General features: G+C 72.0%; 26 protein-coding genes. 13 read left to right on the top strand and 13 right to left on the bottom strand.

Annotation, left to right across the window (positions count from 1 at the left end):
- Positions 1-122: 122 nt before the first annotated feature.
- Both AB0E85_RS07610 and AB0E85_RS07605 read right to left on the bottom strand, forming a co-directional pair.
- A complete protein-coding gene (locus tag AB0E85_RS07610) occupies positions 123-1,373 on the bottom strand; it encodes an Ig-like domain-containing protein (RefSeq protein WP_361923686.1) in 1,251 nt (416 codons plus the stop codon).
- 263 nt (positions 1,374-1,636) lie between these two features.
- Positions 1,637-1,966 carry a hypothetical protein gene (locus AB0E85_RS07605; protein ID WP_361923683.1) on the bottom strand — a complete coding sequence of 110 codons (330 nt, stop codon included), beginning with the start codon at positions 1,964-1,966 and terminating at the stop codon, positions 1,637-1,639.
- A gap of 109 nt (positions 1,967-2,075) precedes the next feature.
- Here AB0E85_RS07605 and AB0E85_RS07600 point away from each other — a divergent pair, with 109 nt between their 5' ends.
- A complete protein-coding gene (locus AB0E85_RS07600) occupies positions 2,076-2,390 on the top strand; it encodes a hypothetical protein (protein WP_361923679.1) in 315 nt (104 codons plus the stop codon).
- A gap of 117 nt (positions 2,391-2,507) precedes the next feature.
- On the opposite strand, the gene hutH is transcribed toward AB0E85_RS07600, so the two are convergent.
- The 3 genes from hutH to AB0E85_RS07585 all read right to left on the bottom strand — a co-directional run bounded on the left by hutH (position 2,508) and on the right by AB0E85_RS07585 (position 6,181).
- Positions 2,508-4,046 carry a histidine ammonia-lyase gene (gene hutH, locus AB0E85_RS07595; RefSeq protein ID WP_361923713.1) on the bottom strand — a complete coding sequence of 513 codons (1,539 nt, stop codon included), beginning with the start codon at positions 4,044-4,046 and terminating at the stop codon, positions 2,508-2,510.
- A gap of 95 nt (positions 4,047-4,141) precedes the next feature.
- Positions 4,142-5,293, bottom strand: coding sequence for a GGDEF domain-containing protein (locus AB0E85_RS07590; RefSeq protein WP_361923676.1), 1,152 nt, complete (start codon positions 5,291-5,293; stop codon positions 4,142-4,144).
- An 87-nt stretch (positions 5,294-5,380) separates the two neighbouring features.
- Positions 5,381-6,181, bottom strand: coding sequence for an enoyl-CoA hydratase-related protein (locus AB0E85_RS07585; protein WP_361923673.1), 801 nt, complete (start codon positions 6,179-6,181; stop codon positions 5,381-5,383).
- A gap of 214 nt (positions 6,182-6,395) precedes the next feature.
- Between AB0E85_RS07585 and AB0E85_RS07580 the strand changes: the two genes are divergently transcribed.
- Complete coding sequence (locus tag AB0E85_RS07580; RefSeq protein ID WP_361923670.1) at positions 6,396-7,073, top strand: hypothetical protein; 678 nt, start codon at positions 6,396-6,398, stop codon at positions 7,071-7,073.
- Between the two features lie 22 nt (positions 7,074-7,095).
- Here AB0E85_RS07580 and AB0E85_RS07575 read toward each other — a convergent pair whose 3' ends face one another.
- Together AB0E85_RS07575 and AB0E85_RS07570 are read right to left on the bottom strand one after the other, a co-directional pair.
- Positions 7,096-8,202 carry an adenylate/guanylate cyclase domain-containing protein gene (locus tag AB0E85_RS07575; protein WP_351636214.1) on the bottom strand — a complete coding sequence of 369 codons (1,107 nt, stop codon included), beginning with the start codon at positions 8,200-8,202 and terminating at the stop codon, positions 7,096-7,098.
- 228 nt (positions 8,203-8,430) lie between these two features.
- Positions 8,431-9,297, bottom strand: coding sequence for a biotin--[acetyl-CoA-carboxylase] ligase (locus AB0E85_RS07570; protein WP_361923667.1), 867 nt, complete (start codon positions 9,295-9,297; stop codon positions 8,431-8,433).
- A gap of 110 nt (positions 9,298-9,407) precedes the next feature.
- Here AB0E85_RS07570 and AB0E85_RS07565 point away from each other — a divergent pair, with 110 nt between their 5' ends.
- The 4 genes from AB0E85_RS07565 to AB0E85_RS07550 all read left to right on the top strand — a co-directional run bounded on the left by AB0E85_RS07565 (position 9,408) and on the right by AB0E85_RS07550 (position 12,121).
- Positions 9,408-11,012, top strand: coding sequence for an acyl-CoA carboxylase subunit beta (locus tag AB0E85_RS07565; protein WP_361923664.1), 1,605 nt, complete (start codon positions 9,408-9,410; stop codon positions 11,010-11,012).
- Between the two features lie 25 nt (positions 11,013-11,037).
- Positions 11,038-11,247 carry an acyl-CoA carboxylase epsilon subunit gene (locus AB0E85_RS07560; RefSeq protein WP_344458318.1) on the top strand — a complete coding sequence of 70 codons (210 nt, stop codon included), beginning with the start codon at positions 11,038-11,040 and terminating at the stop codon, positions 11,245-11,247.
- Positions 11,248-11,339: 92 nt separating this feature from the next.
- Positions 11,340-11,468: a hypothetical protein gene (locus AB0E85_RS07555; protein WP_107092457.1), complete on the top strand. Its 129-nt coding sequence runs from the start codon at positions 11,340-11,342 to the stop codon at positions 11,466-11,468.
- A gap of 32 nt (positions 11,469-11,500) precedes the next feature.
- Positions 11,501-12,121 carry a nucleoside triphosphate pyrophosphatase gene (locus AB0E85_RS07550; protein ID WP_361923660.1) on the top strand — a complete coding sequence of 207 codons (621 nt, stop codon included), beginning with the start codon at positions 11,501-11,503 and terminating at the stop codon, positions 12,119-12,121.
- On the opposite strand, the gene AB0E85_RS07545 is transcribed toward AB0E85_RS07550, so the two are convergent.
- Complete coding sequence (locus AB0E85_RS07545; protein WP_361923657.1) at positions 12,090-12,566, bottom strand: hypothetical protein; 477 nt, start codon at positions 12,564-12,566, stop codon at positions 12,090-12,092. The genes AB0E85_RS07550 and AB0E85_RS07545 overlap by 32 nt on opposite strands.
- Positions 12,567-12,902: 336 nt before the next feature.
- On the opposite strand from AB0E85_RS07545, the gene AB0E85_RS07540 reads away from it, so the two are divergent.
- Positions 12,903-14,675 carry a biotin carboxylase N-terminal domain-containing protein gene (locus tag AB0E85_RS07540; RefSeq protein ID WP_361923654.1) on the top strand — a complete coding sequence of 591 codons (1,773 nt, stop codon included), beginning with the start codon at positions 12,903-12,905 and terminating at the stop codon, positions 14,673-14,675.
- A 477-nt stretch (positions 14,676-15,152) separates the two neighbouring features.
- On the opposite strand, the gene AB0E85_RS07535 is transcribed toward AB0E85_RS07540, so the two are convergent.
- The gene (locus tag AB0E85_RS07535) at positions 15,153-16,139 is read right to left on the bottom strand and encodes a DeoR/GlpR family DNA-binding transcription regulator (protein ID WP_361923651.1); all 987 of its coding nucleotides are present in this window, start codon (positions 16,137-16,139) and stop codon (positions 15,153-15,155) included.
- Between the two features lie 165 nt (positions 16,140-16,304).
- Positions 16,305-17,753, bottom strand: a complete 1,449-nt coding sequence (locus AB0E85_RS07530; RefSeq protein WP_361923648.1) for an NAD(P)H-quinone dehydrogenase — start codon at positions 17,751-17,753, stop codon at positions 16,305-16,307.
- Positions 17,754-17,850: 97 nt separating this feature from the next.
- On the opposite strand from AB0E85_RS07530, the gene AB0E85_RS07525 reads away from it, so the two are divergent.
- The 3 genes from AB0E85_RS07525 to AB0E85_RS07515 all read left to right on the top strand — a co-directional run bounded on the left by AB0E85_RS07525 (position 17,851) and on the right by AB0E85_RS07515 (position 21,200).
- Complete coding sequence (locus AB0E85_RS07525; RefSeq protein ID WP_361923645.1) at positions 17,851-18,288, top strand: gamma-glutamylcyclotransferase; 438 nt, start codon at positions 17,851-17,853, stop codon at positions 18,286-18,288.
- Between the two features lie 105 nt (positions 18,289-18,393).
- Positions 18,394-19,218, top strand: a complete 825-nt coding sequence (locus tag AB0E85_RS07520) for a purine-nucleoside phosphorylase (protein WP_031110318.1) — start codon at positions 18,394-18,396, stop codon at positions 19,216-19,218.
- A gap of 344 nt (positions 19,219-19,562) precedes the next feature.
- Positions 19,563-21,200, top strand: coding sequence for a phospho-sugar mutase (locus AB0E85_RS07515; protein WP_361923641.1), 1,638 nt, complete (start codon positions 19,563-19,565; stop codon positions 21,198-21,200).
- A 36-nt stretch (positions 21,201-21,236) separates the two neighbouring features.
- Here the strand turns inward: AB0E85_RS07515 and AB0E85_RS07510 are convergent, their stop codons facing one another.
- Both AB0E85_RS07510 and AB0E85_RS07505 read right to left on the bottom strand, forming a co-directional pair.
- Positions 21,237-21,596 carry a DUF6204 family protein gene (locus tag AB0E85_RS07510; RefSeq protein ID WP_361923638.1) on the bottom strand — a complete coding sequence of 120 codons (360 nt, stop codon included), beginning with the start codon at positions 21,594-21,596 and terminating at the stop codon, positions 21,237-21,239.
- A 595-nt stretch (positions 21,597-22,191) separates the two neighbouring features.
- Complete coding sequence (locus AB0E85_RS07505; RefSeq protein WP_361923635.1) at positions 22,192-22,896, bottom strand: PH domain-containing protein; 705 nt, start codon at positions 22,894-22,896, stop codon at positions 22,192-22,194.
- 145 nt (positions 22,897-23,041) lie between these two features.
- Between AB0E85_RS07505 and deoC the strand changes: the two genes are divergently transcribed.
- Genes deoC through AB0E85_RS07490 form a run of 3 tightly spaced genes read left to right on the top strand, consistent with a single transcriptional unit; the run spans position 23,042 to position 26,326 of the window.
- Positions 23,042-24,004: a deoxyribose-phosphate aldolase gene (deoC, locus tag AB0E85_RS07500; protein ID WP_107456155.1), complete on the top strand. Its 963-nt coding sequence runs from the start codon at positions 23,042-23,044 to the stop codon at positions 24,002-24,004.
- A 5-nt stretch (positions 24,005-24,009) separates the two neighbouring features.
- Positions 24,010-25,446, top strand: a complete 1,437-nt coding sequence (locus tag AB0E85_RS07495; protein ID WP_361923632.1) for an aldehyde dehydrogenase family protein — start codon at positions 24,010-24,012, stop codon at positions 25,444-25,446.
- Entirely contained in the window at positions 25,439-26,326 is an 888-nt protein-coding gene (locus AB0E85_RS07490; RefSeq protein WP_361923629.1) for an aldehyde dehydrogenase family protein, read from the top strand. Before AB0E85_RS07495 ends, AB0E85_RS07490 begins: the two co-directional genes overlap by 8 nt.
- Before the next feature lie 66 nt (positions 26,327-26,392).
- On the opposite strand, the gene AB0E85_RS07485 is transcribed toward AB0E85_RS07490, so the two are convergent.
- Complete coding sequence (locus tag AB0E85_RS07485) at positions 26,393-26,800, bottom strand: hypothetical protein (RefSeq protein WP_361923626.1); 408 nt, start codon at positions 26,798-26,800, stop codon at positions 26,393-26,395.
- Positions 26,801-26,829 lie beyond the last annotated feature (29 nt).

Raw genomic sequence — 26,829 nt, 5'->3', positions numbered from 1 at the left:
TCGCGGGCATCGGCACCCCCGACACCCGCCACACCACCGAACTGGCCCGAGAGGCGGAAAAGGCGGGCCACCCCGGGTCGGGGGTGGGCGGCGGCCTATTCGTCAGCGGAGCCGGCGACCCGTCAGACCGCCGAGCCGGCCTTCCAGTCGGCCCAGTCCATGTTCCAGCCGTTGAGGCCGTTGTCCGGCGCGATGGTCTTGTCGCCGGTGTTCTCGACGACCACCACGTCACCGAGCATCGAGTTCTTGAAGAACCACGCACCCGGCGTGTTCGGGTCGTTGGCGCCCTTGGCGTCCTGAAGGCCGACGCAGCCGTGGCTGGTGTTGACGCTGCCGAAGATGGACTTCGCGCCCCAGTAGTTGCCGTGGATGAACGTGCCGGAGCTGGAGAGGCGGATGGCGTGCGGCACGTCCTTGATGTCGTACTCGCCCTTGCCGTCGTCGTCCGTGAAGCCCACGGTCGCGCCGTTCATGCGCGTCTCCTTGAACTTCTCGGACATCACCATGATGCCTTCGTAGGTCTTGTTCTCGGGCGAGCCGGCGGAGATCGGGATCGTACGGACGGTCTTGCCGTCCTGTGTGATCTTCATCTGCTTGGTCTTCGCGTCGACGTACGAGACCTGGTTGCGGCCGATCTTGAAGGTGACCGTCTTCTGCTGGACGCCGAAGACGCCCTTGGCTCCCTCGACGCCGTCGAGCGCGAGCTTCAGCGTGACGGTGGAGCCTTCCTTCCAGTAGTCCTCGGGCCGGCAGTCCATGCGGTTGGCGTTGAACCAGTGGCAGGCGACCTCCTGGCCGCCGGTCGTGCTGACCTTGATGCCCTTCTGGACCGCGGCCTTGTTGGTGATCGCCTTGTCGAAGTTGATCGAGACCGGCATGCCGACGCCGACGGTGGTGCCGTCGTCCGGCGTGAAGTTGCCGATGAAGCTGTTGGCCGGGGAGACCGTGGTGAACGAGGCGTTCTCGTGGGCGACGCGTCCGTCGGAGTCCTTCGCCTCGGCCGAGAGCTTGTAGGTCGTGGACCGCTCCAGCTGGGCGGTGGGCTTCCAGCTGGTCTTGTCGGCGGATATCTGGCCGCTGACCTCCGCGCCCTCCGACGTCGTCATCTTCACGTCGGTGAGCGTGCCCTTGCTCACGGTCACGGCGGCGGAGTTGTTGATCGAGGCGTTGTCGGAGCCGTCCTCGGGCGTGATCTTGATCTGGGCCTCGGAGGTCTTCTTCGCCGCGGCCTCGTCGACCTTCGACTGGGAGCTGTCGCCGCCGTCGCCCCCGGAGGCGCTGTCGTCGCCTCCGGAACACGCCGAGAGCACCAGAACCCCGCCGAGCAGTGCGGACGCGACCGTCAGGCCCTTGCGCCGCTTACTGACCGTCATCACACGCTTCTCCATCGTTGCCGATTTCCCCAAAACCCCGAGTGTCCCCGTCACGACTGAGTGCCCCCGCCGCCACTCGTGAGTCCTCATCCGGAACTTTCAACGCTACGACCGGTTCGTCCGGTTCCCCATGTCACACAGGTGTGGGGATCACCACGTCCGTGACGGACGGTGCGGGCGATACGGGTGTGGTCGGTGCGCCGCTTGAGACGCGAAGACCCCGGGCGGCGGTTGCCGCCCGGGGTCACGAGTTTCCCGGACGTTCAGCCGTCGCTGTCGTCGCCATCATCCTCGTCGAGGTCCCAGTCGGGCGAATCGGGGTCGTAGTCGACCCGCTCGCTGCTCCAGGAGGCCTGCTGGAGTTCCACCCCCGGCACCTGGCTGACCAGGTCGAACGGGTCCACGAGGTAGGCCAGGGCCTCCGCGGTGTCTTCCGTCACAGCGCTCTCGGCGTGGGCCCGTTCCGACGCCGGCATCTCTGCCTCGTCGGCGATCCGGCGCAGGGCCGACTTGGTGACCGCGTCCGCGTCGTCGACCTCGAGGACGAGTTCCACCCGAAGCCGTACAAAACGTGATGTCTCTGGAGTGCTCATGGCGCGAGCGTACGTCCAGGCCCTCCCGTGACTTTCCCGTGACCCGCGACTTTCACTAACATCGCCCCACACGGCCAATTCGCCAGCGCCACAAGGGGATCGATATTCCGTGTCATCCGCTCGCCGATCGTTGCTGACCGCCACCGCCGCGGCGTCCCTGCTGGGTGCCCTGTGGTTCGTCCCGTCCGCGAACGCGACGTCGGACTCCCCGGTGAGAGACGCGGTCTCGGCGAGTCCGTCGCCGCAGGTCACAGAGCAGGCGCGGATCGCCGCCACGACCGCGGACGCCTCCGTCGGCGGCACCCGCCTCGCCGACACCGGCAGCTTCGACAGCACGCCGTACGTGATCGGCGGGACCTTCTGCCTGACGCTGGGCGCCGGGTTCGTCGTGTACTCGGTGCGCCGGGAACGCCTCGGTTTCTGACGGCGGTTGGGCGGGACCCCGCCGGACGGCAGGGTCCCCGCGCCCACGACGGCAGGGGCCCCGCCCGCCCCGACGGCAGGGGCCCAGCCCACCCCGGCGGCAGGGTCCCCTGCGGCCCTACCGGAGCGGCCCGGTGACCTTCTCGACCGCGGCCAGCAGCCGCCCGTCGCACACGAACGCGTCCGCCGCGGCGAGGTCGGGCGCGAGGAACCGGTCCGGCCCGGGCCCCTGAACTCCCGCCTCCCGTACGGCATCGATGACCGCCCGCGACGCGGGCGCGGGGGTCAGCCCCTCGCGCAGCTCCACGGCGCGCGTGGCGGCGTACAGCTCGATGGCGATCACACGGGTGAGGTTGTCGACGGCCGTGCGCAGCTTGCGCGCCGCCGACCAGCCCATCGAGACGTGGTCCTCCTGCATGGCGGAGGACGGGATCGAGTCGGCCGACGCCGGTACGGCGAGCCGCTTCAGCTCGCTCACCAGCGCTGCCTGCGTGTACTGAGCGATCATCAGGCCCGAGTCCACACCGGCGTCGTCGGCGAGGAACGGCGGCAGGCCGTGGCTGCGGTTCTTGTCGAGCAGCCGGTCGGTGCGCCGCTCCGCGATGGAGCCGAGGTCGGCGGCGGCGATGGCGAGGAAGTCCAGGACGTAGGCGACGGGCGCCCCGTGGAAGTTGCCGTTGGACTCCACCCGCCCGTCGGGCAGTACGACCGGGTTGTCCACCGCGGACGCCAGCTCGCGGTCGGCGACCAGCCGGGCGTGGGTCATGGTGTCCCGCCCGGCGCCGGCGACCTGCGGGGCGCAGCGCACCGAGTAGGCGTCCTGGACGCGCGGGGCGTCGTCCTGGTGATGGCCGGTCAGGCCGGAGCCCTTCAGCACGGCCAGCATGTTGGCGGCACTGGCGGCCTGCCCCGGGTGCGGCCGGATGGCGTGCAGCTCGGGGGCGAGGACCTTGTCGGTGCCGAGCAGGGCCTCCAGGGACAGGGCGGCGGTGACGTCGGCGGACCGGTAGAGCGTCTCCAGGTCGGCCAGGGCCATCACCAGCATGCCGAGCATGCCGTCGGTGCCGTTGAGAAGGGCGAGGCCCTCTTTCTCGCGCAGTTCGACGGGCTGGATGCCGTGCGCGGCGAGGAGTTCGGCGGCCGGGCGCACGACGCCGTCGGGGCCCTCGGCGTCACCCTCGCCCATGAGCGCCAGCGCGCAGTGGGACAGCGGCGCGAGGTCACCGGAGCAGCCGAGGGAGCCGTACTCGTGCACGACCGGGGTGATCCCGGCGTTGAGGAGGTCGGCCATGGTCTGCGCGACCTCGGGGCGGACGCCGGTGTGCCCGGAGCAGACGGTCTTCAGACGCAGGAACATCAGGGCCCGCACGACCTCCCGCTCGACGGCCGGGCCCATCCCGGCGGCGTGCGAGCGGACGATGTTGCGCTGGAGCTGTGCGCGCAGCTCGGGGCTGATGTGCCGGGTCGCCAGGGCGCCGAAGCCGGTGCTCACGCCGTACACGGGGTCCGGCTTGGCCGCCAGCGCGTCCACGATCTCGCGGGCCGCGGCGAGGGCGGCCACGGCCTCCTCGGAGAGCTCGACGCGGGCGCCGCCGCGCGCCACGGCGAGCACGTCGGACGCGGTCACCCCGGACGTCCCCACCACCACAGTGTGCATATCCATATTCAGGAGCGTACGCAGTGAATTCGATGATGTCACCACTGGGGACGGCGTTCACCCCTTACCGATTGCGTCACACCGCCCGGGCCGGGTCAGGGCGCGTGCCGGCCCCGGAACCGCCGGCGCTCGCCGTCGGCCTCCCGGGACGGCTCGTCCGCCAGCCGCACGACGGGATCGTCGGGCCCCGCCCGCCCCGCGACGACCGGCCTGCTCGCCCGCTCGGCCTTGGCCCGGTACTGGGCGGCGTCGGCGAGCCGGAAGAGCCGCCGGGCCGAGCGCACCGGCCCGATCGGGTCCTCGGTGGAGGCGACCCCGCAGGCCACCCCGTCCCCGAGCTCCAACTCCGCGGCCCGGCGGCACAGTTCACCGGCCGCCTTCACCACCTGATCGGCGGGCGGCCCGACCGCGAGCAGACAGAACTCGTCCCCGCCGAGCCGTGCTGCCAGTGCCCCGGGCAGCATGGCCCCGCACAGCGACAGCACCGACCCGAACCGCTCCAGGAGCCGGTCGCCGGCGGCGTGCCCATGGGTGTCGTTGACCCGCTTGAGGCCGTTCAGATCGCAGACGACGAGACTGACGACGGCCCCGTCCCTGCGGTGCCGCTCGATCGCGCGCTCCAGGCGTACGTCCACCGCACGGCGGTTGGCGAGCCCGGTGAGGGAATCGGTGAAGGCCAGCCGCCTGGCCTCCTCCAGCCGCTCGGTCTGGGCGATGCCGGCGGCCACGACGGAGGCCAGGACCGTGGCGAAGTCGGCGTCGCCCCGGCCGAAGACGGCCTCGCCGGCCGGGCGGGCCACGTACAGCTCGCCCCAGGCCCGGCCGTGCAGCACGATGGGCGCGACCACGCAGCAGCCGCGGCCCCGGCGGCGCAGGGCGGCGACCCGCTGATGGCAGTACCCGGACCGCCGCCCGGCGGCGGGCCCCTCGGCGGTCTCCACCCAGGCGTCGGGCTCCCCGCCGCCGGCCCACTGCTCGTGCAGGAACTCGGTGATCTCCGCGAACTGGTGCACCGGGTAGGCCTCGTCCTCCGGGAACTCCTCCTCCCCCTCGGCCAGCTCGCCGACGTTCACCAGGACCCGCAGCCGCCCGAGCTCCCGCTCCCACACCGACAGCGCGGCGAAACTCCCGCCCAGCGCCCGGCACGCCCCGGCGGCCGCGGCACGCCACGCCTCACGCGACCCGTGTGCGGCCGCCATCCCCTGAGCCAACGCGACGACGGCCGCGAGCCGTCTGTCCTCACCCATCACTCCAGGCTAGGGAGTTTCCAGCCAGACTGACCTGTTTACGACGCGAACGGGGACGACCGATATCGGCCCGGGGCGCTCCGGCAGCTACTCCCCCGGCCACTGCGGCGTGCGCCGCTCGTTGAAGGCCGCGACGCCCTCCGCCCGGTCCCCCGAGAACGCCGTGGCCCGCCACGCCGCGTCCTCGACCTCAAGGCCGGCCCGCAGATCCAGCCCCTGCCCGAGCCGCAGCGCCCGCTTCGCCGCCCGCAGCCCCACCGGGGAGTTCCCGGCGATCCGGGCCGCCAGCTCCAGCGCCGCCTCCCGGTCCCGCCCCTCCTCCACCAGCTGATCGACCAGCCCCAACTCGCCCGCCTCCGCGGCCTCCACCCGCCGCGCGGAGAAGATCAGCTCGGCCGCCCGGGCCGCCCCCACCCGCCGCGGCAGCAACTGCGTGCCCCCGCCCCCGGGGATCACCCCGACCGACACCTCCGGCAGTCCCACGACCGCCGTCCGGTCCGCCACGATCACGTCGCAGGCCAGCGCCAGCTCGAATCCGCCCCCGAGTGCGAACCCGTGCACCGCCGCCACCGTCGGCACCGGCAGCTCCAGCACCCCGGTGTAGGCCCCGCGCGTCACCGGCCGCTGCCGCAGCAGATCGGCGTCGCTGAACGAGTTCCGCTCCTTCAGGTCGGCCCCGACACAGAACGCCCGCTCGTGCGTCGAGGTCAGGACGACGGCCCGCACCTCCCGGTCCTCCCCCAGCGCCGTACACGCTCCGGCGATGGAGCGCGCCATCTCCGTCGACACCGCGTTCATGGCCCCCGGCCGGTCGAGGACGAGCTCCGCGACGTGCCCCTGCTCATGCCGCCGCACCGCCACGAACTCCCCGAACCGTTCCTCACTCATGACACCCTCCGGTTAACGCGGGTTAACAAAGCCGACGCCCAGATCATCGCAGCCGCACCCCACCCGCGAAAGGGCGGACACCTCCGGCCCGCACCACCCCCGCCCACCCGTTCGAGTGACATGACCGCAACTCCGGCCCAAACGCCCATGACAGCGCATAGCGTGCGTCCCTCACGGCGCACCGGGGGCGCATGTGCATCGGGGAGGGACCGTGATGACGACGAACACGCCGACGAAACCGCACCAGGCCGGCAGGACCGCCCCGGCGCCCCGCCGGCGGGAGCCGCCCGCGCCCCACGAGCCGGCCCCGGACGAAACCCCCCGCGCCCGGGGCCGTCACCGCAAGCCCCGCCCCCGCAAGGTCCTGCTCGCCGCCGGCGGTCTCGCCCTCGCCGCGGGCGCCCTGAGCCTCCTGCGCCTGACCTCCGGCCCGGGCCCCGAGGCGCGCACCGTCGAGGCCGGCCCCCGCCCGGAGCCCGCCACCACCGCCACGGACGACACCGCCGGCACGGCCGCGACCTTCCCCGCGGTCCCCGACGCGAGCCCCTCGTCGCCCGCGGCCCTGGGCGGCCTCACCCCGTCACCGGCCACCAAGGGGGCGCGGCCGTCCCCGGCCACCCCGACCGGCACCCAGGGGGCCTCCACGGCAGCCGCCCCGGCGTCCACGACCATCCCCGACACGCCGAACCCGCCGAACGCCCCCGCCCCGGCACCCACGCCCCCGGACGGCGCCACCACGCGCCCGGCCCCGGCCCCGGCGCCGCCCGCACCGCCGAGCCGGACCACACCGACCCCGGCGCCCGGGCCCGAGGAGACGAAGAAGCCGCACGACCCGGGCCTGTGCGTGCCGGTCATCGGCCTGTGCGTGGACTCACCCGCCGGCCGCCGCTGACGTCCGGCCGACGCGACGGCTGCTACGGCGCGCTGTCCCGCCGCGTGAGCAGCCACGGCTCGACGACGCCCAGGCCACGCACCGGCCGCTGCCACATCGGCTGGAGCCCGAAGCGGTACGCCGGGGGCTCCTCGCCCTCCTTCTCCGCCGCGGCGGCCTCCTCGGCCGCCTCCGCCTCCGAGGCCGGGGCGTCCTGCGTACGGATCAGCTCCTCGGCGAAGGCGGTGTCGACGAGGACGGCGTCCTTCGGCGCTATCGAGGTGAGGCGGGAGGCCAGGTTCACGGTCGTACCGAACACATCACCCATACGGGTGGTCACCGTGCCGAACGCCATGCCGACGCGCAGCTCCGGCATCGTCTCGTCGTGCGCCATCGTCTCGATCAGCCGCAGGGCGATCTCGGCGGCCGTGCCCGCGTCGTCGGCGGCGTAGAGCACCTCGTCGCCGAGGGTCTTGATCAGCCGCCCGCCGTTGGCGGCCACCAGGTCCGCGGCCGTGGTCTCGAAGGCCTCGACCAGCTCGCCGAGCTCCTCCTCCTCCATGCGGCGGGTGAGGCGCGTGAACCCGACCAGGTCGGCGAAGCCGACGGCCAGGCGCCGGTCGACCATCTCCTCGTCGTCGGCCGCCTGCACGACCCGCCCGGCGGAGGCGGCGAGCTGCCGGCGCCAGACGTAGACCAGGAACTCCTCCAGCTCGGGCAGGAGCAGCTCGACGATCGGATACGTCACCTCGGTGCGGGTCATGCCCGGCTCGGGCGGCTCGGTCAGCCCCTCCAGGAAGGAGTCGATCTGCCACTCGGCGAGCCGCGCGGTGGTCTGCCCCGTGGACCGGGCCACCTGTACGGCCATCGCCTCGCTCAGCAGCCCGGCCTCGACGAGACCGGCCAGGCGCCGCAGGGCGAGGACATCGGCCTCGGTGAGGGCCTTGGCCTGGCCGATGTCGGCGAAACCCATGGCCCGCCAGAAGCGGGAGGCCAGTTCCATGGAGACACCGGCGCTGCGGGCCGCCTGAAACGGGGTGTAGCGGCGCTCGGCGCCCAGGATGAGCCCTTCGAGGCGCAGGGCGAGCGGATCCTCGCCGGAGTCGGCGCCCTGCGCGTCCTCGCCGGAACCCGAGTCGTCGACGGTCACGCGTGTTGCCCTTCCGATCTGTCACGGTCATGTATCGACCGGCCTCAACTCTACGGCAGGTGTGCGCCAGCTCACTCCGTCAGGTTCAGCCGAAGGGTGAGGTACCCGGCGCTGTAAGAAACCCGACGTCTGTGCCGCTGCCCCCAGGGGGCCCGGACCCCCGATCGGCCTGCCTCGTCCTCGGTCGCCGGACGGGCTGGAGGCACCTGGCCCACGCCCGGCCCGCGCTCACGCCGGCCTCAGATGCACGATGTCCCCGGCCCCGACCGGCTCCTGCATCCCCTCCTCCGTCGCCAGTACCAGCCGCCCGTCTCCGTCCACAGCCACCGCTTCCCCGACGACCGACCGATCTCCCGGCAGCTCCGCCCGCACCACTCTCCCGAGCGTCGCGCAGCCGGCCGCATACGCCTCCTGCAACCCGCTCGGCCCCGGGTCGCCCCCGGCCGCGCGCCACTTGCCGTACCAGTCCTCCAGCGAGCGCAGCACCCCCCGCAGCAGCGGATCGCGGTCCGTGCTCACGGCCCCGGCCAGGCCCAGGGACCCCGCCGTCGGCACCGGCAGTTCGTCGTCCTTGAGCGAGACGTTGATGCCGACCCCGATGACGACCCCGTCGTCGCCGGCCCGCTCGGCCAGGATTCCGCCGGCCTTGCGCTCCGCGCCCCGCACCGTGACCAGCAGGTCGTTCGGCCACTTCAGGGCCGTGTCCACGCCCGCCGCCCGCGACAGACCCGTCGCCACCGCGACACCCGTGAGCAGCGGCAGCCAGCCCCACCGAGCGACCGGCACCTCGCTCGGCGTGAGCAGCACGGAGAAGAAGAGGCCGGAGCGGGGCGGCGCCGTCCACTGGCGGTCCAGACGGCCGCGGCCCGCCGTCTGCTCCTCGGCGACCAGCACCGCACCCTCGGTGGCCTCGCCCTTCGCCGCCCGGGCCACCAGGTCGGAGTTCGTGGAGCCGGTGCGCTGCACCACGTCCACCTCCGACCACAGCCCTCCCGGCCGCACCAGCCCCCGGCGCAGGGCGGTGACATTGAGGGGTGGCCGGTCCAGGTCGGACCAACGGCTTCCGTTCGGCTCTGATGCATCTCGCGGCGTCATGCAAGCCACCCTAGGTGTGGTAAACGCCGCACTGCCGATGTGGAGGGCCCCCACTACTCTACGGATGAGTAACCGTCCCCCCTTTTGAGCAGGCAGGGAGCCGCATCCCGATGTCCGAGCCGGAAGAGCAGCAGCAGCCCGACATTCACACGACCGCGGGCAAGCTCGCGGATCTGGAGCGACGCATCGAGGAAGCGACACACGCCGGCTCCGCTCGTGCCGTCGAAAAGCAGCACGCCAAGGGCAAACTGACGGCCCGTGAGCGGGTGGAGCTCCTGCTCGACGAGGGCTCCTTCGTCGAGCTCGACGAGTTCGCCCGGCACCGCTCCACCAATTTCGGCCTCGACAAGAACCGCCCCTACGGCGACGGCGTCGTCACCGGGTACGGAACCGTCGACGGCCGTCCCGTCGCCGTGTTCTCGCAGGACTTCACCGTCTTCGGCGGAGCCCTCGGCGAGGTCTACGGGCAGAAGATCGTCAAGGTCATGGACTTCGCCCTGAAGACCGGGTGCCCCGTCATCGGGATCAACGACTCCGGTGGTGCCCGCATCCAGGAGGGCGTCGCCTCGCTCGGCGCCTACGGCGAGATCTTCCGCCGCAACACGCACGCCTCCGGCGTCATCCCGCAGATCAGCCTGGTCGTCGGCCCCTGCGCGGGCGGCGCGGTCTACTCCCCGGCCATCACCGACTTCACGGTCATGGTCGACCAGACCTCGCACATGTTCATCACCGGCCCCGACGTCATCAAGACCGTCACGGGCGAGGACGTCGGCTTCGAGGAGCTGGGCGGCGCCCGCACCCACAACGCGACCTCCGGTGTCGCCCACCACATGGCGGGCGACGAGAAGGACGCGATCGAGTACATCAAGCAGCTGCTGTCCTACCTGCCGTCCAACAACCTCTCCGAGGCACCGGCCTTCCCCGAGGAGGCCGACCTGGAGGTCAGCGACGAGGACCGCGAGCTGGACGTGATCGTCCCGGACAGCGCGAACCAGCCGTACGACATGCACGCGGTGATCGAGCACGTCCTGGACGACGCGGAGTTCTTCGAGACGCAGCCGCTGTACGCGCCGAACATCGTCACCGGCTTCGGCCGGGTCGAGGGCCACCCGGTGGGCATCATCGCCAACCAGCCGACGCAGCTCGCCGGCTGCCTGGACATCAAGGCCAGCGAGAAGGCCGCGCGGTTCGTGCGCACCTGCGACGCCTTCAACGTCCCGGTCCTCACCTTCGTCGACGTCCCCGGCTTCCTGCCCGGCGTCGGCCAGGAGCACGACGGCATCATCCGCCGCGGCGCCAAGCTGATCTACGCCTACGCCGAGGCGACCGTCCCGCTGATCACGATCATCACGCGCAAGGCCTTCGGCGGCGCCTACGACGTCATGGGCTCCAAGCACCTGGGCGCCGACCTCAACCTCGCCTGGCCCACCGCCCAGATCGCCGTGATGGGCGCTCAGGGCGCGGTCAACATCCTGCACCGCCGCACGATCGCGGAGGCCGAGGCGAACGGCGAGGATCTGGAGGCGGTCCGGGCCCGGCTGATCCAGGAGTACGAGGACGCCCTCCTCAACCCCTACGTCGCGGCCGAGCGCGGCTACATCGACGCCGTGATCCTGCCGTCCGAGACCCGCCGGCACGTCGTACGGGGTCTGCGTCAGCTCCGTACGAAGCGGGAATCCCTGCCTCCGAAGAAGCACGGCAACATCCCCCTCTAGTCCGCAGCGAGCCCAGGAGGCCCACATGACGATCAAGGTCGTACGGGGCAACCCGACCCCGGAGGAGCTGGCCGCCGCCCTGGCGGTGGTCAGGGCGCGCGCCGCGGCGGCGGCGGCCGCCCCGCCCGGCGCGCCCACGTCCCGCGATTCCTGGTCCGACCCGTCCCGCATCGCCGCCCACCGCCTGCCCCAGCCGGGGCCGTCGGCGTGGGGCCGCACCTACTGGCCGGGCTAGGGCCTGTCGTTTGGATCACGCCGCAGACGCGGGGCGCCGATTTGAGTACCTCTACTCAGGCGCCCCGCCCTGCCAGGCCGCACGCTGGTGACATGCTGTGGTCCGACCCCGAGAACGAACCGCCCGAAGAGATGCGTGACATGCAGGACATGCTGCGGCGGCTGAGCGTTCTCCTGGCCCTGGCCATGGTGCTGGGGATGATCGTGATCGGCGTGAGGTGAGACGCACCGGGTGACGCCGATACGCTGAACGCATGACAGATCAGCCGCGCCGCCGACTCGTCCTCGCCTCCCAGTCCCCCGCCCGGCTCGGACTGCTCCGCCAGGCCGGCCTCGCCCCCGAGGTGATCGTGAGCGGCGTCGACGAGGACGCCGTCACCGCCCCCACCCCCGCCGAGCTGGCGCTCGCCCTGGCCGAGGCGAAGGCGTCCGTCGTGGCGGCCCGGCCGGAGGTCAAGGGCGCGCTCGTGATCGGCTGCGACTCGGTGCTCGACCTGGACGGCCAGGCCCTCGGCAAGCCCGCGGACGCCGAGGAGGCCACCGCCCGCTGGAAGTCGATGCGCGGCCGCGCCGGCACCCTCCAGACCGGCCACTGCGTCTACGACACGCTCACCGGCCGCTACGTCTCCGCCACCGCGTCCACGGTCGTCCACTTCGGCGACCCCACCGACGAGGAGATCGCCGCCTATGTCGCCTCCGGTGAACCCCTCTACGTCGCCGGGGCGTTCACCCTGGACGGCCGTTCGGCCCCGTTCATCGACGGCATCGACGGCGACCACGGCAACGTCATCGGCATCAGCCTGCCCCTGGTGCGGCGGCTGCTGGCGGAACTGGGCGTCGGCATCACGGAGTTGTGGGCGCCGGCGGAGAAGTGACCGGGGACCCGTCGCCGCTCTTCCCGTCCCCGGGGGCGGCGTCGGCGGGCTCCACCGGGCGGTCGTAGGTCATCAGCAGCAACACGATCAGGGCGAGGACCAGCTCCATGAACAGGAACGCGGTCACGCCGACGGGTCCCCAGGTGAACGCGCCCAGCAGGCCGTGCACGACCGCCGCGCTGATCAGAAGGATGCGCCCGAAGCCGGCCGGGGGCCGGTCCCGCAGCGCCACGAGCAGGGCGACCAGGCCGCACAGGGCGAAGTAGAGGCCGAAGGCGATCCCGCCGATCTTCGACGACACCGCCATCATGTGCGGGTCCAGGCCGGCCAGCGACATGTCCTGCCGGTCGACGACCATCCCCAGGAACCAGTTGAGGGCCGCGACGCCGAACGCCTCCGCGAACAACACCACCGCCACGACCCACGCCACCGGCCTGCGTATCACCGGGCCCACCCTCTTCCCTCGAAGACATCGCGAACGCTACTAACCGGTAAACCGGGGGACAAGGGTCCGGCGGCCGGCAAAGAATCATTGGGCCATTCGTAGGGACTCGACAAAGAAACCGAGTGGCCCGCAGCACGTGATGACAGAGACCTTGACCACAGGAGAGGACTAGGGTTTCCCGGAGGAGTACTGCGTACCGCGGTGCGACAAGGGATTTCGCCGCTCGAGCGAGCCTCGCATCACGCTCCGTGTGGGCAAGCTCACCACTGGGGACGGGTCGAAGTGTCGTGTCGGCAGTCCCTAAACTCGGCTTGTTTCAAGGAGGGAGCCTCAATCGTGCGCAAGGTGCTCATCGCCAACCGTGGCGAAATCGCTGTCCGCGTGGCCCGGGCCTGCCGGGATGCCGGTATCGCGAGCGTGGCCGTCTACGCCGACCCGGACCGGGACGCTCTGCATGTCCGCGCCGCGGATGAGGCGTTCGCCCTGGGCGGTGACACGCCGGGCACCAGCTACCTCGACATCGAGAAGGTGCTGGGCGCCGCCCGCGAGTCGGGCGCGGACGCGATCCACCCCGGCTACGGCTTCCTCTCCGAGAACGCCGAGTTCGCGCAGGCGGTCCTGGACGCGGGCCTGATCTGGATCGGCCCGCCGCCGCAGGCCATCCGCGACCTGGGTGACAAGGTCGCCGCCCGGCACATCGCGCAGCGCGCCGGTGCCCCGCTGGTGGCCGGCACGCCCGACCCGGTCTCCGGTGCGGACGAGGTCGTCGCGTTCGCCGAGCAGCACGGCCTGCCGATCGCGATCAAGGCCGCCTTCGGTGGTGGCGGTCGCGGTCTGAAGGTCGCCCGCACCCTCGAAGAGGTGCCGGAGCTGTACGACTCGGCGGTCCGCGAGGCCGTCGCCGCGTTCGGACGGGGCGAGTGCTTCGTCGAGCGGTACCTGGACAAGCCGCGGCACGTGGAGACCCAGTGCCTGGCCGACCAGCACGGGAACGTGGTCGTCGTCTCCACCCGTGACTGCTCGCTCCAGCGCCGTCACCAGAAGCTGGTGGAGGAGGCCCCGGCCCCCTTCCTGTCCGACGCGCAGATGGAGGAGCTGTACTCCGCCTCCAAGGCGATCCTGAAGGAGGCCGGCTACGTCGGCGCCGGCACGGTCGAGTTCCTCGTCGGCCTCGACGGCACGATCTCCTTCCTGGAGGTCAACACCCGTCTCCAGGTGGAGCACCCGGTCACCGAGGAGGTCGCCGGTATCGACCTGGTGCGCGAGATGTTCCGCATCGCCGACGGCGAGGAGCTCGGCTACGGCGACCCGGAGCTGCGCGGCCACTCCTTCGAGTTCCGCATCAACGGCGAGGACCCGGGCCGCAACTTCCTCCCGGCCCCCGGCACGGTCACGACGTTCGCCCCGCCGTCCGGCCCGGGTGTGCGTCTGGACGCGGGTGTGGAGTCCGGCTCGGTCATCGGCCCGGCGTGGGACTCCCTGCTGGCCAAGCTGATCGTCACCGGCCGCACCCGCAAGGAAGCGCTGCAACGGGCCGCCCGCGCGCTGGAGGAGTTCCAGGTCGAGGGTATGGCGACGGCGATCCCGTTCCACCGTGCGGTCGTCAAGGACCCGGCGTTCGCGCCCGAGCTGACGGACTCGTCCGACCCCTTCACGGTCCACACGCGCTGGATCGAGACGGAGTTCGTCAACGAGATCAAGCCGTTCGCCGCGCCGGCCGACGCCGAGGGGGACGAGGAACCGGGCCGCGAGACGGTCGTCGTCGAGGTCGGCGGCAAGCGTCTGGAGGTCTCCCTGCCGTCGTCGCTGGGCATGTCGCTGGCCCGTACGGGTCTGGCGGCGGGCGCCAAGCCGAAGCGCCGCGCGGCGAAGAAGTCGGGCCCCGTGGCGTCCGGCGACACCCTGGCCTCCCCGATGCAGGGCACCATCGTCAAGGTGGCCGTCGAGGAGGGCCAGGAGGTCAAGGAGGGCGACCTGGTCGTCGTCCTGGAGGCCATGAAGATGGAGCAGCCCCTCAACGCGCACCGGTCGGGCACGATCAAGGGCCTGAGCGCGGAGATCGGCGCGTCGGTGACGTCGGGCGCGGCAATCTGCGAGATCAAGGACTGACGGTTCCGCCCCCTGGCGCTGCGCCCGCCCCTCGGGGGTGGGCGCCGCGCCGAGGTGTGTCCGGCCTACCCCTCGGGGCGCGCCTTCGCGTGACGCCGGGTGGGGTGCGCGTCTTCGCATGCCGCGGGTGGTGGGTCGGGGCCGCGCCGGGGGGGTGTCCGTCCTCGGAACGGCGCGATGGGCTTGCGTGCCGACTGACTGTCCGTTGACACGCCAACCGCTGCGGGCGGACACCCCCCGACACGTCCCCTTCTCGCCGCACGCGGGTGGACAGGCGCGGGCGGCACCCCGACCCGCGCAGCCTGCGGGCATGCGTGCCGCTGGGGGCGATGAGGGTCCCCCCTGCTCGAGCGAAGCCGAGAGCTTGGGGGAGGGTGGGCGCAGGCGGTACCCCGTTCCGCCGGGCTGCGGACCCACCCGGCCTCAGCGACAACGCCGGGGCCTGAAAAGCAACCGCGGCTCAGCCCACCGTCGGCGTCAACGCCGCCGCATGTCCGCCACCCGGGCCCGCTCCGCCCCGGTTCCCTGCTCACCCAGCATCGACGCGGAGGCGGACCGCAACTGCCCTCCGGCCCCCGGCACCTGCCGCCGAGGCCCGGGCACCGGCACATCCCGGCGCTGCTGACGTGCAGGGACGGCATCACCCCCCGGGCCCCCCGGACCCGACCCCGCCGAACTCCCTTGCCCCCCGGCCACGGCGATCTGCACGCCCTGGTCGGCGAGCGCCTGGAGCTCGGTGGCCGCACGGTCGTCGTGGGCGGGCGGCTCGTCCGTGACGAGGCGCGTGATGAGATCCGTGGGCACGGTCTGGAACATGGTGTCGGTACCGAGCTTCGTGTGGTCGGCGAGGACGACCACCTCCGCCGCGGCCTGCACCAGCGCCCGGTCGACGGACGCCGACAGCATGTTGGACGTGGACAGTCCCCGCTCGGCGGTCAGCCCCGCCCCGGACAGGAACGCCCGCGACACCCGCAGCCCGTGCAGGGACTGCTCGGCACCACTGCCGACCAGGGCGTAGTTCGAACCGCGGAGCGTACCGCCGGTCATCACCACCTCGACCCGGTTGGCATGGGCCAACGCCTGGGCGACGAGGAGGGAGTTGGTGACGACGGTCAGCCCGGGCACCCGGGCGAGCCGGCGCGCCAGCTCCTGGGTCGTCGTACCCGCCCCGACCACGATCGCCTCCCCCTCTTCCACGAAGTTCGCGGCGAGGTCGGCGATGGCGGTCTTCTCGGCGGTCGCGAGATGAGACTTCTGCGGAAAGCCGGACTCCCGCGTGAAACCGCCCGGCAGTACCGCACCGCCGTGCCGGCGGTCGAGGAGTCCTTCTGCCTCCAGCGCGCGCACGTCCCGCCGTACGGTCACTTCGGAGGTCTGGACGACGCGGGCGAGCTCACGGAGCGACACGGCCCCGTTGGCTCGCACCATTTCGAGGATCAATTGGCGACGTTCTGCAGCGAACACGAAACTGACAGTAACGCCAGCGACCGTCTGCTTTCAGCAGTTTGCGCTGAATAGCAGAAGATGTTCGCACCGAGCAGCGGGAAGTGGTATAAGGCCTAGTCCCGCCGCCTATGCCGTACGCATGGTCGAACACTCCCCGTGACCAGCGAGGAGCCGGTTTCGGCCTCAGCCGTCGCCGTTCTCCTTGCGGGTGTGCAACTGCCGTGCCACTTCGGCGATCGAGCCCGACAGGGACGGGTAGACGGTGAAGGCGTTCGCGATCTGTTCGACCGTCAGATTGTTGTCGACGGCGATCGAGATCGGGTGGATCAGTTCCGAGGCGCGCGGCGCCACGACCACACCGCCCACGACGATGCCCGTGCCCGGCCGGCAGAAGATCTTGACGAAGCCGTCCCGGATGCCCTGCATCTTCGCGCGCGGGTTGCGCAGCAGCGGCAGCTTGACGACCCGGGCGTCGATCTTCCCGCCGTCGACGTCGGCCTGCGTGTAGCCGACGGTGGCGATCTCGGGGTCGGTGAAGACGTTCGACGAGACCGTCTTCAGGTTCAGCGGCGCCACGGCGTCGCCCAGGAAGTGGTACATGGCGATGCGGCCCTGCATGGCGGCCACGGACGCGAGGGCGAACACGCCGGTCACGTCACCGGCCGCGTACACGCCCGGAGCGGTCGTGCGCGACACCCGGTCGGTCCAGATGTGGCCGGACTCGCGCAGCCGGACACCGGCGTCCTCAAGACCCATGCCCGCGCTGTTGGGCACGGCACCGACGGCCATGAGGCAGTGCGACCCGGTGATGACGCGTCCGTCGGCGAGAGTCACCTCGACCCGGTCCCCCACCCGCTTGGCGGACTGCGCGCGCGAACGCCCCATGACGTTCATGCCGCGCCGCCGGAAGACGTCCTCCAGCACGGCGGCCGCGTCCGGGTCCTCACCCGGCAGCACGCGGTCCCGCGACGACACGAGCGTCACCCTGGAACCCAGCGCCTGGTAGGCCCCGGCGAACTCGGCACCGGTCACGCCGGACCCGACCACGATGAGCTCCTCGGGGAGCTCGTCGAGGTCGTACACCTGGGTCCAGTTCAGGATCCGCTCGCCGTCGGGCTGGGCGTCGGGCAGCTCACGGGGGTGCCCGCCGGTGGCGATGAGCACGGCGTCAGCCGTCAGGGTCTCCTCACTCCCGTCGGCGGTGCGCACCACGACCTTGCGCGACCCGTCGAGCGCCTGCATGCCCTCCAGCCGCCCGCGGCCGCGCATGACGCGCGCCCCGGCACGCGTCACGGAGGCGGTGATGTCGTGCGACTGGGCGAGCGCGAGCCGCTTCACACGCCGGTTGACCTTGCCCAGGTCGACGCCCACGACCCGGGCGGCCTGCTCGATGTGCGGGGTGTCGTCGGCGACGATGATCCCCAGCTCCTCGTACGAGGAGTCGAAGGTGGTCATCACCTCGGCCGTGGCGATCAGGGTCTTCGACGGCACGCAGTCGGTGAGCACCGACGCCCCGCCCAGACCGTCGCAGTCGACGACGGTCACCTCCGCGCCGAGTTGGGCGGCCACCAGGGCCGCTTCGTATCCGCCGGGTCCGCCACCGATGATCACGATCCGAGTCACGTACTCCATTGTCCCGCACTGCTCAACATGCCACCGCCCCGGGGCCCCGCCGATGCGACGGTTGTTACGACAGTGACGCCGGGGCGGCCTGCCGTACCCTCTCCCCATGTCGCTCTACGCCGCGTACGCCGGCAACCTCGACGCGCGGCTGATGTCCCGCCGCGCCCCGCACTCGCCGCTGCGCGCCACCGGCTGGCTGAACGGATGGCGACTGACCTTCGGCGGCGAGCACATGGGCTGGGAGGGCGCACTGCCGACGATCGTGGAGGACCCGCTCTCCCAGGTCTTCGTGTCGCTGTACGACATCGCCCCGATGGACGAGGAGTCACTCGACCGCTGGGAGGGCGTGGGCCTGGAGATCTACCGTCGTACGCGCGTCCGGGTCCACACCCTGGACGGTGAGGACTCCGCCTGGGCCTTCGCCCTGAACGCCTACGAGGGCGGCCTGCCCTCCGCCCGCTACCTGGGCGAGATCGCCGACGCGGCCGAGTCGGCCGGCGCGCCCCACGACTACGTGATGGAACTCCGCAAGCGTCCCTGCTGACGCCCGCCCGCACGAGCCGCTCGTCGGAAACGACAAGACAACGATCGCCACCCCGTGAGCTCTGCCATCTACGCGCGTAGGCAATCACCGGCTACCCTCATCGGCGTGAACGCATCTCTTCTTCCGGACGACATCCAGGGCGACCCCCACGCGGCCGCCGACGCCGCCGCGGCCCGCCTGCGCGAACTCACGGGCGCCGAGACCCACGACGTCGCCCTCGTGATGGGCTCCGGCTGGGCCCCGGCCGTGGACGCGCTGGGCGCCCCCGAGGCCGAGTTCCAGGTCACCGAGCTGCCCGGTTTCCCGCCGCCGGCGGTGGAGGGCCACGGAGGCAAGATCCGCTCGTACCGGATCGGCAACAAGCGCGCCCTGGTCTTCCTCGGCCGTACGCACTACTACGAGGGCCGCGGTGTCGCCGCGGTCGCCCACGGGGTCCGCACCGCGGTCTCGGCCGGCTGTAAGACGGTCGTCCTCACCAACGGCTGCGGCGGCCTGCGCGAGGGCATGCGCCCCGGCCAGCCGGTCCTGATCAGCGACCACATCAACCTCACCGCCACCTCCCCCATCATCGGCGCCAACTTCGTCGACCTCACCGACCTGTACTCCCCGCGCCTGCGGGCCCTGTGCAAGGAGGTCGACGCCACGCTGGAGGAGGGCGTCTACGCCCAGTTCCCCGGCCCGCACTACGAGACGCCGGCCGAGATCCGCATGGCCCGTGTCATCGGCGCGGACCTGGTGGGCATGTCGACGGTCCTGGAGGCGATCGCCGCACGTGAGGCGGGCGCCGAGGTCCTGGGCATCTCCCTGGTCACCAACCTCGCCGCCGGTATGACGGGCGAGCCCCTGAACCACGAGGAAGTCCTCCAGGCGGGCCGCGACTCCGCGACGCGCATGGGTTCCCTGCTCGCACAGGTCCTCGGCCGCCTCTGAGAAGGCTGCGGGAGGCGGTCCGGCGGCTGCGGGTCGCGCAGTTCCCCGCGCCCCTGAGGGGTTGCAGCCACCCGCGCGAGAAGGCAGCCACGGCGCACTGGGGACATGGCCGCAGCGGGCGCACCCGCACCCGCGCACGGCGAGAAGGGGACGTGTCGGGGGGTGTCCGCCCGCAGCGGTTGTCGCGTCAACGCACAGTCAGTCGGCGTCCAAGCCCATCGCGACGTTCCGAGGACGGACACCCCCCGGCGCGGCCCCGACCCACCACCCGGCGCAAGGCGAAGACGCGCACCCCCACCACCTCACGCAGACCCACACCACACCGGAGAGGCTGACACCACACCGTGCACGAAGAACTCATCGCACAGGCCCGGGCGTGGCTCACCGAGGACCCCGACCCGGACACCCGCGCCGAGCTCGCCCGCCTGATCGACGCCGGGGACCACACCGAACTCGCCGCCCGATTCAGCGGCACCCTCCAGTTCGGCACCGCCGGTCTCCGCGGCGAACTCGGCGCCGGCCCCATGCGCATGAACCGCTCGGTCGTCATCCGCGCCGCCGCCGGCCTGGCCGCGTACCTCAAGAAGCAAGGCCACGACGACGGCCTCGTCGTCATCGGCTACGACGCCCGCCACAAGTCCCACGACTTCGCCCGGGACACCGCCGCCGTCATGACCGGCGCCGGTCTGCGCGCGGCCGTCCTCCCCCGCCCGCTGCCGACCCCCGTGCTCGCCTTCGCGATAAGGCACCTCGGCGCGGTCGCCGGCGTGGAGGTCACCGCCAGCCACAACCCGCCCCGCGACAACGGCTACAAGGTCTACCTCGGCGACGGCTCCCAGATCGTCCCCCCGGCGGACATCGACATCGCGGCGGAGATCGCCGCCGTCCCGTCCCTCACCACCGTCCGGCGCCCCACCGAAGGCTGGGACACCCTCGGCGACAGCGTCCTCGACGCCTACCTCGCCCGCACGGACGCCGTCCTGTCCGAGGGCTCCCCCCGCACCGCCCGCACGGTGTACACGGCGATGCACGGCGTCGGCAAGGACGTCCTCCTGGCCGCCTTCGCCCGCGCCGGCTTCCCGGAACCGGTCCTCGTCGTGGAGCAGGCCGAACCCGACCCGGAGTTCCCGACCGTCGCGTTCCCCAACCCGGAGGAACCCGGCGCGATGGACCTGGCCTTCGCGACGGCACGCGCCTGCGAGACCGCCCCGGACCTGATCATCGCCAACGACCCGGACGCGGACCGCTGCGCCGTCGCCGTCCAGGACGGCACCGACTGGCGCATGCTGCGCGGCGACGAGGTCGGCGCCCTGCTCGCCGCGCACCTGGTCCGCCGCGGAGCGACCGGCACCTTCGCGGAGTCGATCGTCTCCTCGTCCCTCCTCGGCCGCATCGCCGAGAAGGCGGGCCTCACCCACGTCGAGACCCTCACCGGCTTCAAGTGGATCGCCCGCGCCGAGGGCCTGCGCTACGGCTACGAGGAGGCCCTCGGCTACTGCGTGGACCCGGACGGCGTACGCGACAAGGACGGCATCACGGCCGCACTGCTGATCACGGAACTGGCCTCACGGCTCAAGGAGGAGGGGCGTACGCTCCTCGACCTGCTGGACGACCTCGCGGTGGAGCACGGCCTGCACGCGACGGACCAGCTCTCGGTCCGCGTCGAGGACCTCTCCCTCATCGCGGCCGCGATGCAGCGCCTGCGCGAGCAGCCCCCGACGGAGCTGGCCGCTCTGCCGATCACCCGTACCGACGATCTCACCAAGGGCACGGCCGAGCTCCCGCCCACGGACGGTCTGCGCTACACCCTCGACGGCGCCCGGGTGATCGTCCGCCCGAGCGGCACGGAGCCCAAGCTGAAGTGCTACCTGGAGGTCGTGATCCCGGTCGGGTCCCACGCGGACCTCCCGGAGGCCCGCGCGAAGGCGACGGCGCTGCTGGAGTCGATCAAGCGCGATCTGTCCACGGCGGCGGGCATCTGAGGCCGGGGGCCCGCACCGCCGCTCCCCGCCGAGGACTCAGGAACTCTTCCGGGCGGCCTCCCGCCGCTGCCGCTTTCCGAGAGGCGCCTGGGAGAGGTCCTCGGCGCTGGACCTGAGGTTCTTGTAGCCGTACCCGCGCCGATCCAGCCAGGCCCGCGCCGACTCCTCGGCCCGCTCGGTCGCCTCCAGGATGTCCTCCTCGGCCTCCCCGGAGTCCAGGAAGCGGAAGGTGAAGGCGGGCCGCACGGCCACGTCGTACGTGAGGCTCCCCTCGGGCGTGAAGGCCGCGCGCAGCACGTCGTGCTCCGCGGCCCGCTCCAGAAGACCGGCCCGCTGGTCGGCACTCAGCCCGTCGAAGACGCCTCGGACGGTGACACGGAAGGTACGGGTGCTCATGCCCCGAACCTAGGCTCGGGGAGCACACCGGCTCCACCGGTTTTCCATCACCGGACGCGCACCCGGAAGCCGCCACCGACAAAACCGCGCGGCCGGCCGACCGACCAGAACGGGCCGGTCGGCGGACCGGCAGAACTGGCGGGGGCCCATCACCCCCGGAACCAGTCAGCCCCGAAGCGCCACCAGAACCGACAGGGCACGCCGGCCCACCAGAACCCGCCGAGCGGCCCACCCCACCGCCACCAGAACCGGTACGGCGCCTGAGCCCACCAGAACAGGGCGTGCGGTCACCCCAGGCCCCAGAACCGGCCGGGCACGGAGCCCACCAGAACCGGCCGGGCAGTCAGCCCACCGCCACCCGAACCGGCCGGGCGGCCACCCCACCGCCCCCAGAACCGGCCAGGCGGTCAGCCCACGAAACCGGTACGGCGCCTGAGCCCACCAGAACAGGGCGTGCGGTCACCCCAGGCCCCAGAACCGGCCGGGCACGGAGCCCACCAGAACCCGCCGGGCACGCCGGCCCACCAGAACCCGCCGGGCAGTCAGCCCACCGCCACCCGAACCGGCGGTCGTGCCGGGGGAACCGGCCGTTCCATCACCCCAGCGCGACGAGAATCAGCACCAGTACCGCCCCCGCAACCGCCGGCGCCAGCACCTCGTACGCCCACCGCACCGTCACCTCGCCCCGCGCCGACTCCGCCTGCCGCCGCGCCTCGTGCAGCCCTCGCAGGTCGTCCATGATCCGGTCGGTGTCCGCCCGCACGGGCCCGTCCGACAGCGGCTCCCGGCTGAAGCCCTGCCGCAGCCCCTCCGTCGTGCCGAGCGCGCTGCCGCGGCTCTCGTCCCGCCCCATCTGCCGCCGCGCCTGCGCCGTCGCCCGCATCTCGCGCCGCGCGGCCTTCTTGCGCGCGCGCAGCGACACCGGCACGGCCCACAGCTGGTACTTCGCACCGGACTCCGTGAGGACCTCGTTCGAGTAGGCGGAGCGCAGCGAGGCGACCTGCCCCCAGGGCACGACGACGACGCGGAACGGGTTGCGGATCCGCAGCCGGTCGTCGCCGGCGTACACGGCCGGGCGCAGGGTGAAGGCGACGACCAGCGGCACCACGAGGAGCAGCAGGGCGAGCGCGAGCCACGGCGTGCGCCCCTCCCCGGAGATCACCGCGTCGACGCCGAGCCATCCGGCGATGCCGAGCAGCATCACGCCGCCGGCGATGGCCGGGGCCGACCGGTACACCCGGTCCCGGGACTCGGGCTCCGCGGGCGGCGGCGTCGGCGACTGGGATTCGGGGCTCGTCATGTCTCGATTCTGCCGGACCCGTCCGCACGTCCCTCATCCACGTCCCCCACGGTCCCCCACGCCTGAGAACGCCCGGCGGATCCGCCCCGGAGAAACCGGGGGGCTGTACAGCCGCTACGCGCGTAGATATGCTCGTCTGGTGACCATGCCCAGTTCTGCACTCACCGCAGCTCACCCCCTCAAGGACGTCGCCGCGTCCGACAGCGCGCTGCGCCGCTTCCTCCACGGGCTCCCCGGCGTCGACGCGGTCGGGCTCGAAGGCCGTGCGGCCTCGCTCGGCACCCGTTCGATCAAGACGACCGCCAAGGCGTACGCCATCGACCTCGCCATCTCGATGGTCGACCTGACGACGCTGGAAGGCGCGGACACCCCGGGCAAGGTCCGGGCGCTCGGCGCGAAGGCGGTCAAGCCCGACCCGACGGACCGTACGACGCCGTCCACGGCGGCGGTCTGCGTCTACCCCGACATGGTGGCCGTGGCCAAGGAGGCCGTCGCGGGCTCCGGCGTGAAGGTCGCCTCGGTGGCCACGGCGTTCCCGGCCGGCCGCGCCGCGCTGGACGTCAAGCTGGCCGACGTCCGTGACGCCGTCGCCGCGGGCGCCGACGAGATCGACATGGTCATCGACCGCGGGGCGTTCCTCTCGGGCCGATACTTGAAGGTGTACGACGAGATCACCGCCGTGAAGGAGGCCTGCGGGACCTCGGCGCGCCTGAAGGTCATCTTCGAGACGGGCGAGCTCTCGACGTACGACAACATCCGCCGCGCGAGCTGGCTCGGAATGCTCGCGGGCGCGGACTTCATCAAGACCTCCACCGGAAAGGTCGCCGTCAACGCGACCCCGGCGAACACGCTGCTCATGCTGGAGGCGGTGCGTGACTTCAAGGCGCAGACCGGCATCCAGGTCGGTGTGAAGCCGGCCGGCGGCATCCGCACCTCCAAGGACGCCATCAAGTTCCTCGTGCTGGTCAACGAGACCGCGGGCGAGGACTGGCTGGACAACCACTGGTTCCGCTTCGGCGCCTCCTCGCTGCTCAACGATCTGCTGATGCAGCGCCAGAAGCTGGCCACCGGCCGCTACTCCGGTCCCGACTACGTGACGGTGGACTGATCACCATGGCACCCGTATTCGAATACGCCCCGGCCCCCGAGTCGCGCGCGATCGCCGACATCGCGCCCTCGTACGGCCTGTTCATCGACGGCGAGTTCGTCGAAGCGGCGGACGGCAAGGTCTTCAAGACCGTCTCCCCGTCCACCGAGGAGGTCCTCTCCGAGGTCGCCCGGGCAGGTTCCGAGGACGTCGACCGCGCGGTGAAGGCCGCGCGCCGGGCCTTCGAGAAGTGGTCGGCGCTGCCGGGCGCGGAGCGCGCCAAGTACCTGTTCCGCATCGCGCGCATCATCCAGGAACGCTCCCGCGAACTCGCCGTCCTCGAAACCCTCGACAACGGCAAGCCGATCAAGGAGACGCGCGACGCCGACCTGCCCCTGGTGGCCGCGCACTTCTTCTACTACGCGGGCTGGGCCGACAAGCTCGACCACGCCGGCTACGGGGCGAACCCGAGGCCGCTGGGTGTGGCGGGCCAGGTCATCCCCTGGAACTTCCCGCTGCTGATGCTGGCGTGGAAGATCGCCCCGGCGCTCGCGACGGGCAACACGGTCGTGCTGAAGCCGGCCGAGACCACCCCGCTCTCGGCGCTGTTCTTCGCGGACATCTGCCGCCAGGCCGGCCTGCCGAAGGGCGTCGTCAACATCCTCCCGGGCTACGGCGACGCCGGCGCGGCGCTGATCGCCCACCCCGACGTGAACAAGGTCGCCTTCACCGGCTCCACGGCCGTCGGCAAGGAGATCGCCCGCACGGTCGCCGGGACCCGCAAGAAGGTCACGCTGGAGCTGGGCGGCAAGGGCGCGAACATCGTCTTCGACGACGCCCCGATCGACCAGGCCGTCGAGGGCATCGTCAACGGCATCTTCTTCAACCAGGGCCAGGTCTGCTGCGCGGGCTCCCGCCTGCTGGTGCAGGAGTCGATCCAGGAGGAGCTGCTCGACTCCCTCAAGCGCCGCCTGTCCACGCTGCGTCTCGGCGACCCGCTGGACAAGAACACGGACATCGGCGCGATCAACTCCGAGGAACAGCTCACCCGCATCACCTCGCTCGTCGAGCAGGGCGAGGCGGAGGGCGCCGACCGCTGGTCCCCGGCGTGCGAACTGCCCGAGAGCGGCTACTGGTTCGCCCCGACCCTGTTCACGAACGTCACCCAGGCGCACACCGTCGCCCGGGACGAGATCTTCGGCCCGGTGCTGTCGGTGCTGACGTTCCGCACGCCGGACGAGGCGGTCGCCAAGGCCAACAACACGCCGTACGGCCTGTCCGCCGGCATCTGGACGGAGAAGGGCTCCCGGATCCTGGCGGTCGCGAACAAGCTCCGCGCGGGTGTCGTCTGGTCCAACACGTTCAACAAGTTCGACCCGACGTCGCCGTTCGGCGGCTACAAGGAGTCGGGCTTCGGCCGCGAGGGCGGCCGCCACGGCCTGGAGGCGTACCTCGATGTCTGATGCACGACTGTCGGTGTTCAAGACCTACAAGCTGTACGTCGGCGGGAAGTTCCCGCGTTCCGAGAGCGGCCGGGTGTACGAGGTGAGCGACTCGAAGGGCAAGTGGCTGGCGAACGCGCCGCTGTCGTCCCGCAAGGACGCCCGGGACGCGGTGGTCGCCGCCCGCAAGGCGTTCGGCGGCTGGTCCGGGACGACGGCGTACAACCGCGGTCAGGTCCTCTACCGCGTGGCCGAGATGCTGGAGGGCCGCCGCGACCAGTTCACCCGTGAGGTGGCCGACGCGGAGGGCCTGTCGAAGTCCAAGGCGGCGGCGGTCGTGGACGCGACGATCGACCGCTGGGTCTGGTACGCGGGCTGGACCGACAAGATCGCCCAGGTGGTCGGCGGCGGCAACCCGGTCGCGGGCCCGTTCTTCAACCTGTCCTCCCCCGAACCGACGGGCGTGGTCGCCGTCCTGGCGCCGCAGGAGTCGTCCTTCCTGGGCCTGGTGTCGGTGCTCGCCCCGGTGATCGCGACCGGCAACACGGCGATCGTGGTGGCGAGCGAGAAGGCCCCGCTGCCGGCCCTGTCCCTGGCCGAGGTGCTGGCCACCTCCGACGTGCCCGGCGGCGTGGTCAACGTCCTGTCGGGCCGTACGGCGGAGATCGCGACCCCGCTCGCCGCCCACCAGGACGTCAACGCGATCGACCTCGCGGGCGCCGACGAGGCCCTGGCGAAGGAACTGGAGACCGCCGCGGCCGACAACCTCAAGCGCGTCCTCCGTCCACAGCCTGTGGATTACGCGGAGACCCCCGGCATCGACCGCATGACGGCGTTCCTGGAGACGAAGACGGTCTGGCACCCCACGGGTTCGCTGGGCGCGTCGGGTTCCTCGTACTAGCCCGCCCCCCACAGGCCGAAGCCCCGGCCCTCCTCCGTCCGGGAGGGCCGGGGCTTCTCCGCGTGCCTACTGCTGCGACAGCAGTCCCGCCACCTGTCCCACCACCGGCATGCTCCCGATCGACTGCGCCTGCGCCACCGGCCCCGTGAGGGCCTGGGACGTCATGGGCTTGAAGTCGGCGAGGTCGGTGCCGATGCCGTTGTCGAGGGGGTCGACCCCGGTGCCGGCGAGCGGGTTGGGCTTGAGGCCGGCGACGGGGCCGGTGACGTAGCCGACGGTGCCGGTCGCGGCCTGGAGGCCGGAGTGGGGGTCGATCTTGCCCAGGGAGGTGGGACGGGTGTTGACCACGCCCAGGATCGAGGTGGGGTCCGCCGCGGCCGACGCCGTGCCCGCCCCCAGTGCCACGCCCGCGGTCGCGAGGACGGCCAGGGCACGCTGGGCGGCCGGCTTCTTGGGAGAGTCGTGTCGGGCCATGACTGCCACCTTCTGATGCACTGGGTGAT

This window comes from Streptomyces sp. NPDC029044, from assembly GCF_040637495.1.
GTDB lineage: Bacteria > Actinomycetota > Actinomycetes > Streptomycetales > Streptomycetaceae > Streptomyces.
This window is presented reverse-complemented; position numbering and strand designations above follow the sequence as displayed.

Bases quoted from the DNA above. Each gene is read 5' to 3' on its own strand.
- AB0E85_RS07610 (WP_361923686.1), bottom strand. From the start codon at position 1,373: ATGACGGTCAGTAAGCGGCGCAAGGGCCTGACGGTCGCGTCCGCACTG.
- AB0E85_RS07605 (WP_361923683.1), bottom strand. From the start codon at position 1,966: ATGAGCACTCCAGAGACATCACGTTTTGTACGGCTTCGGGTGGAACTC.
- hutH (WP_361923713.1), bottom strand. From the start codon at position 4,046: ATGCACACTGTGGTGGTGGGGACGTCCGGGGTGACCGCGTCCGACGTG.
- AB0E85_RS07590 (WP_361923676.1), bottom strand. From the start codon at position 5,293: ATGGGTGAGGACAGACGGCTCGCGGCCGTCGTCGCGTTGGCTCAGGGG.
- AB0E85_RS07585 (WP_361923673.1), bottom strand. From the start codon at position 6,181: ATGAGTGAGGAACGGTTCGGGGAGTTCGTGGCGGTGCGGCGGCATGAG.
- AB0E85_RS07580 (WP_361923670.1), top strand. From the start codon at position 6,396: ATGACGACGAACACGCCGACGAAACCGCACCAGGCCGGCAGGACCGCC.
- AB0E85_RS07570 (WP_361923667.1), bottom strand. From the start codon at position 9,297: ATGACGCCGCGAGATGCATCAGAGCCGAACGGAAGCCGTTGGTCCGAC.
- AB0E85_RS07565 (WP_361923664.1), top strand. From the start codon at position 9,408: ATGTCCGAGCCGGAAGAGCAGCAGCAGCCCGACATTCACACGACCGCG.
- AB0E85_RS07560 (WP_344458318.1), top strand. From the start codon at position 11,038: ATGACGATCAAGGTCGTACGGGGCAACCCGACCCCGGAGGAGCTGGCC.
- AB0E85_RS07555 (WP_107092457.1), top strand. From the start codon at position 11,340: ATGCTGTGGTCCGACCCCGAGAACGAACCGCCCGAAGAGATGCGTGAC.
- AB0E85_RS07550 (WP_361923660.1), top strand. From the start codon at position 11,501: ATGACAGATCAGCCGCGCCGCCGACTCGTCCTCGCCTCCCAGTCCCCC.
- AB0E85_RS07530 (WP_361923648.1), bottom strand. From the start codon at position 17,753: ATGGAGTACGTGACTCGGATCGTGATCATCGGTGGCGGACCCGGCGGA.
- AB0E85_RS07525 (WP_361923645.1), top strand. From the start codon at position 17,851: ATGTCGCTCTACGCCGCGTACGCCGGCAACCTCGACGCGCGGCTGATG.
- AB0E85_RS07510 (WP_361923638.1), bottom strand. From the start codon at position 21,596: ATGAGCACCCGTACCTTCCGTGTCACCGTCCGAGGCGTCTTCGACGGG.
- AB0E85_RS07505 (WP_361923635.1), bottom strand. From the start codon at position 22,896: ATGACGAGCCCCGAATCCCAGTCGCCGACGCCGCCGCCCGCGGAGCCC.
- deoC (WP_107456155.1), top strand. From the start codon at position 23,042: ATGCCCAGTTCTGCACTCACCGCAGCTCACCCCCTCAAGGACGTCGCC.
- AB0E85_RS07495 (WP_361923632.1), top strand. From the start codon at position 24,010: ATGGCACCCGTATTCGAATACGCCCCGGCCCCCGAGTCGCGCGCGATC.
- AB0E85_RS07490 (WP_361923629.1), top strand. From the start codon at position 25,439: ATGTCTGATGCACGACTGTCGGTGTTCAAGACCTACAAGCTGTACGTC.
- AB0E85_RS07485 (WP_361923626.1), bottom strand. From the start codon at position 26,800: ATGGCCCGACACGACTCTCCCAAGAAGCCGGCCGCCCAGCGTGCCCTG.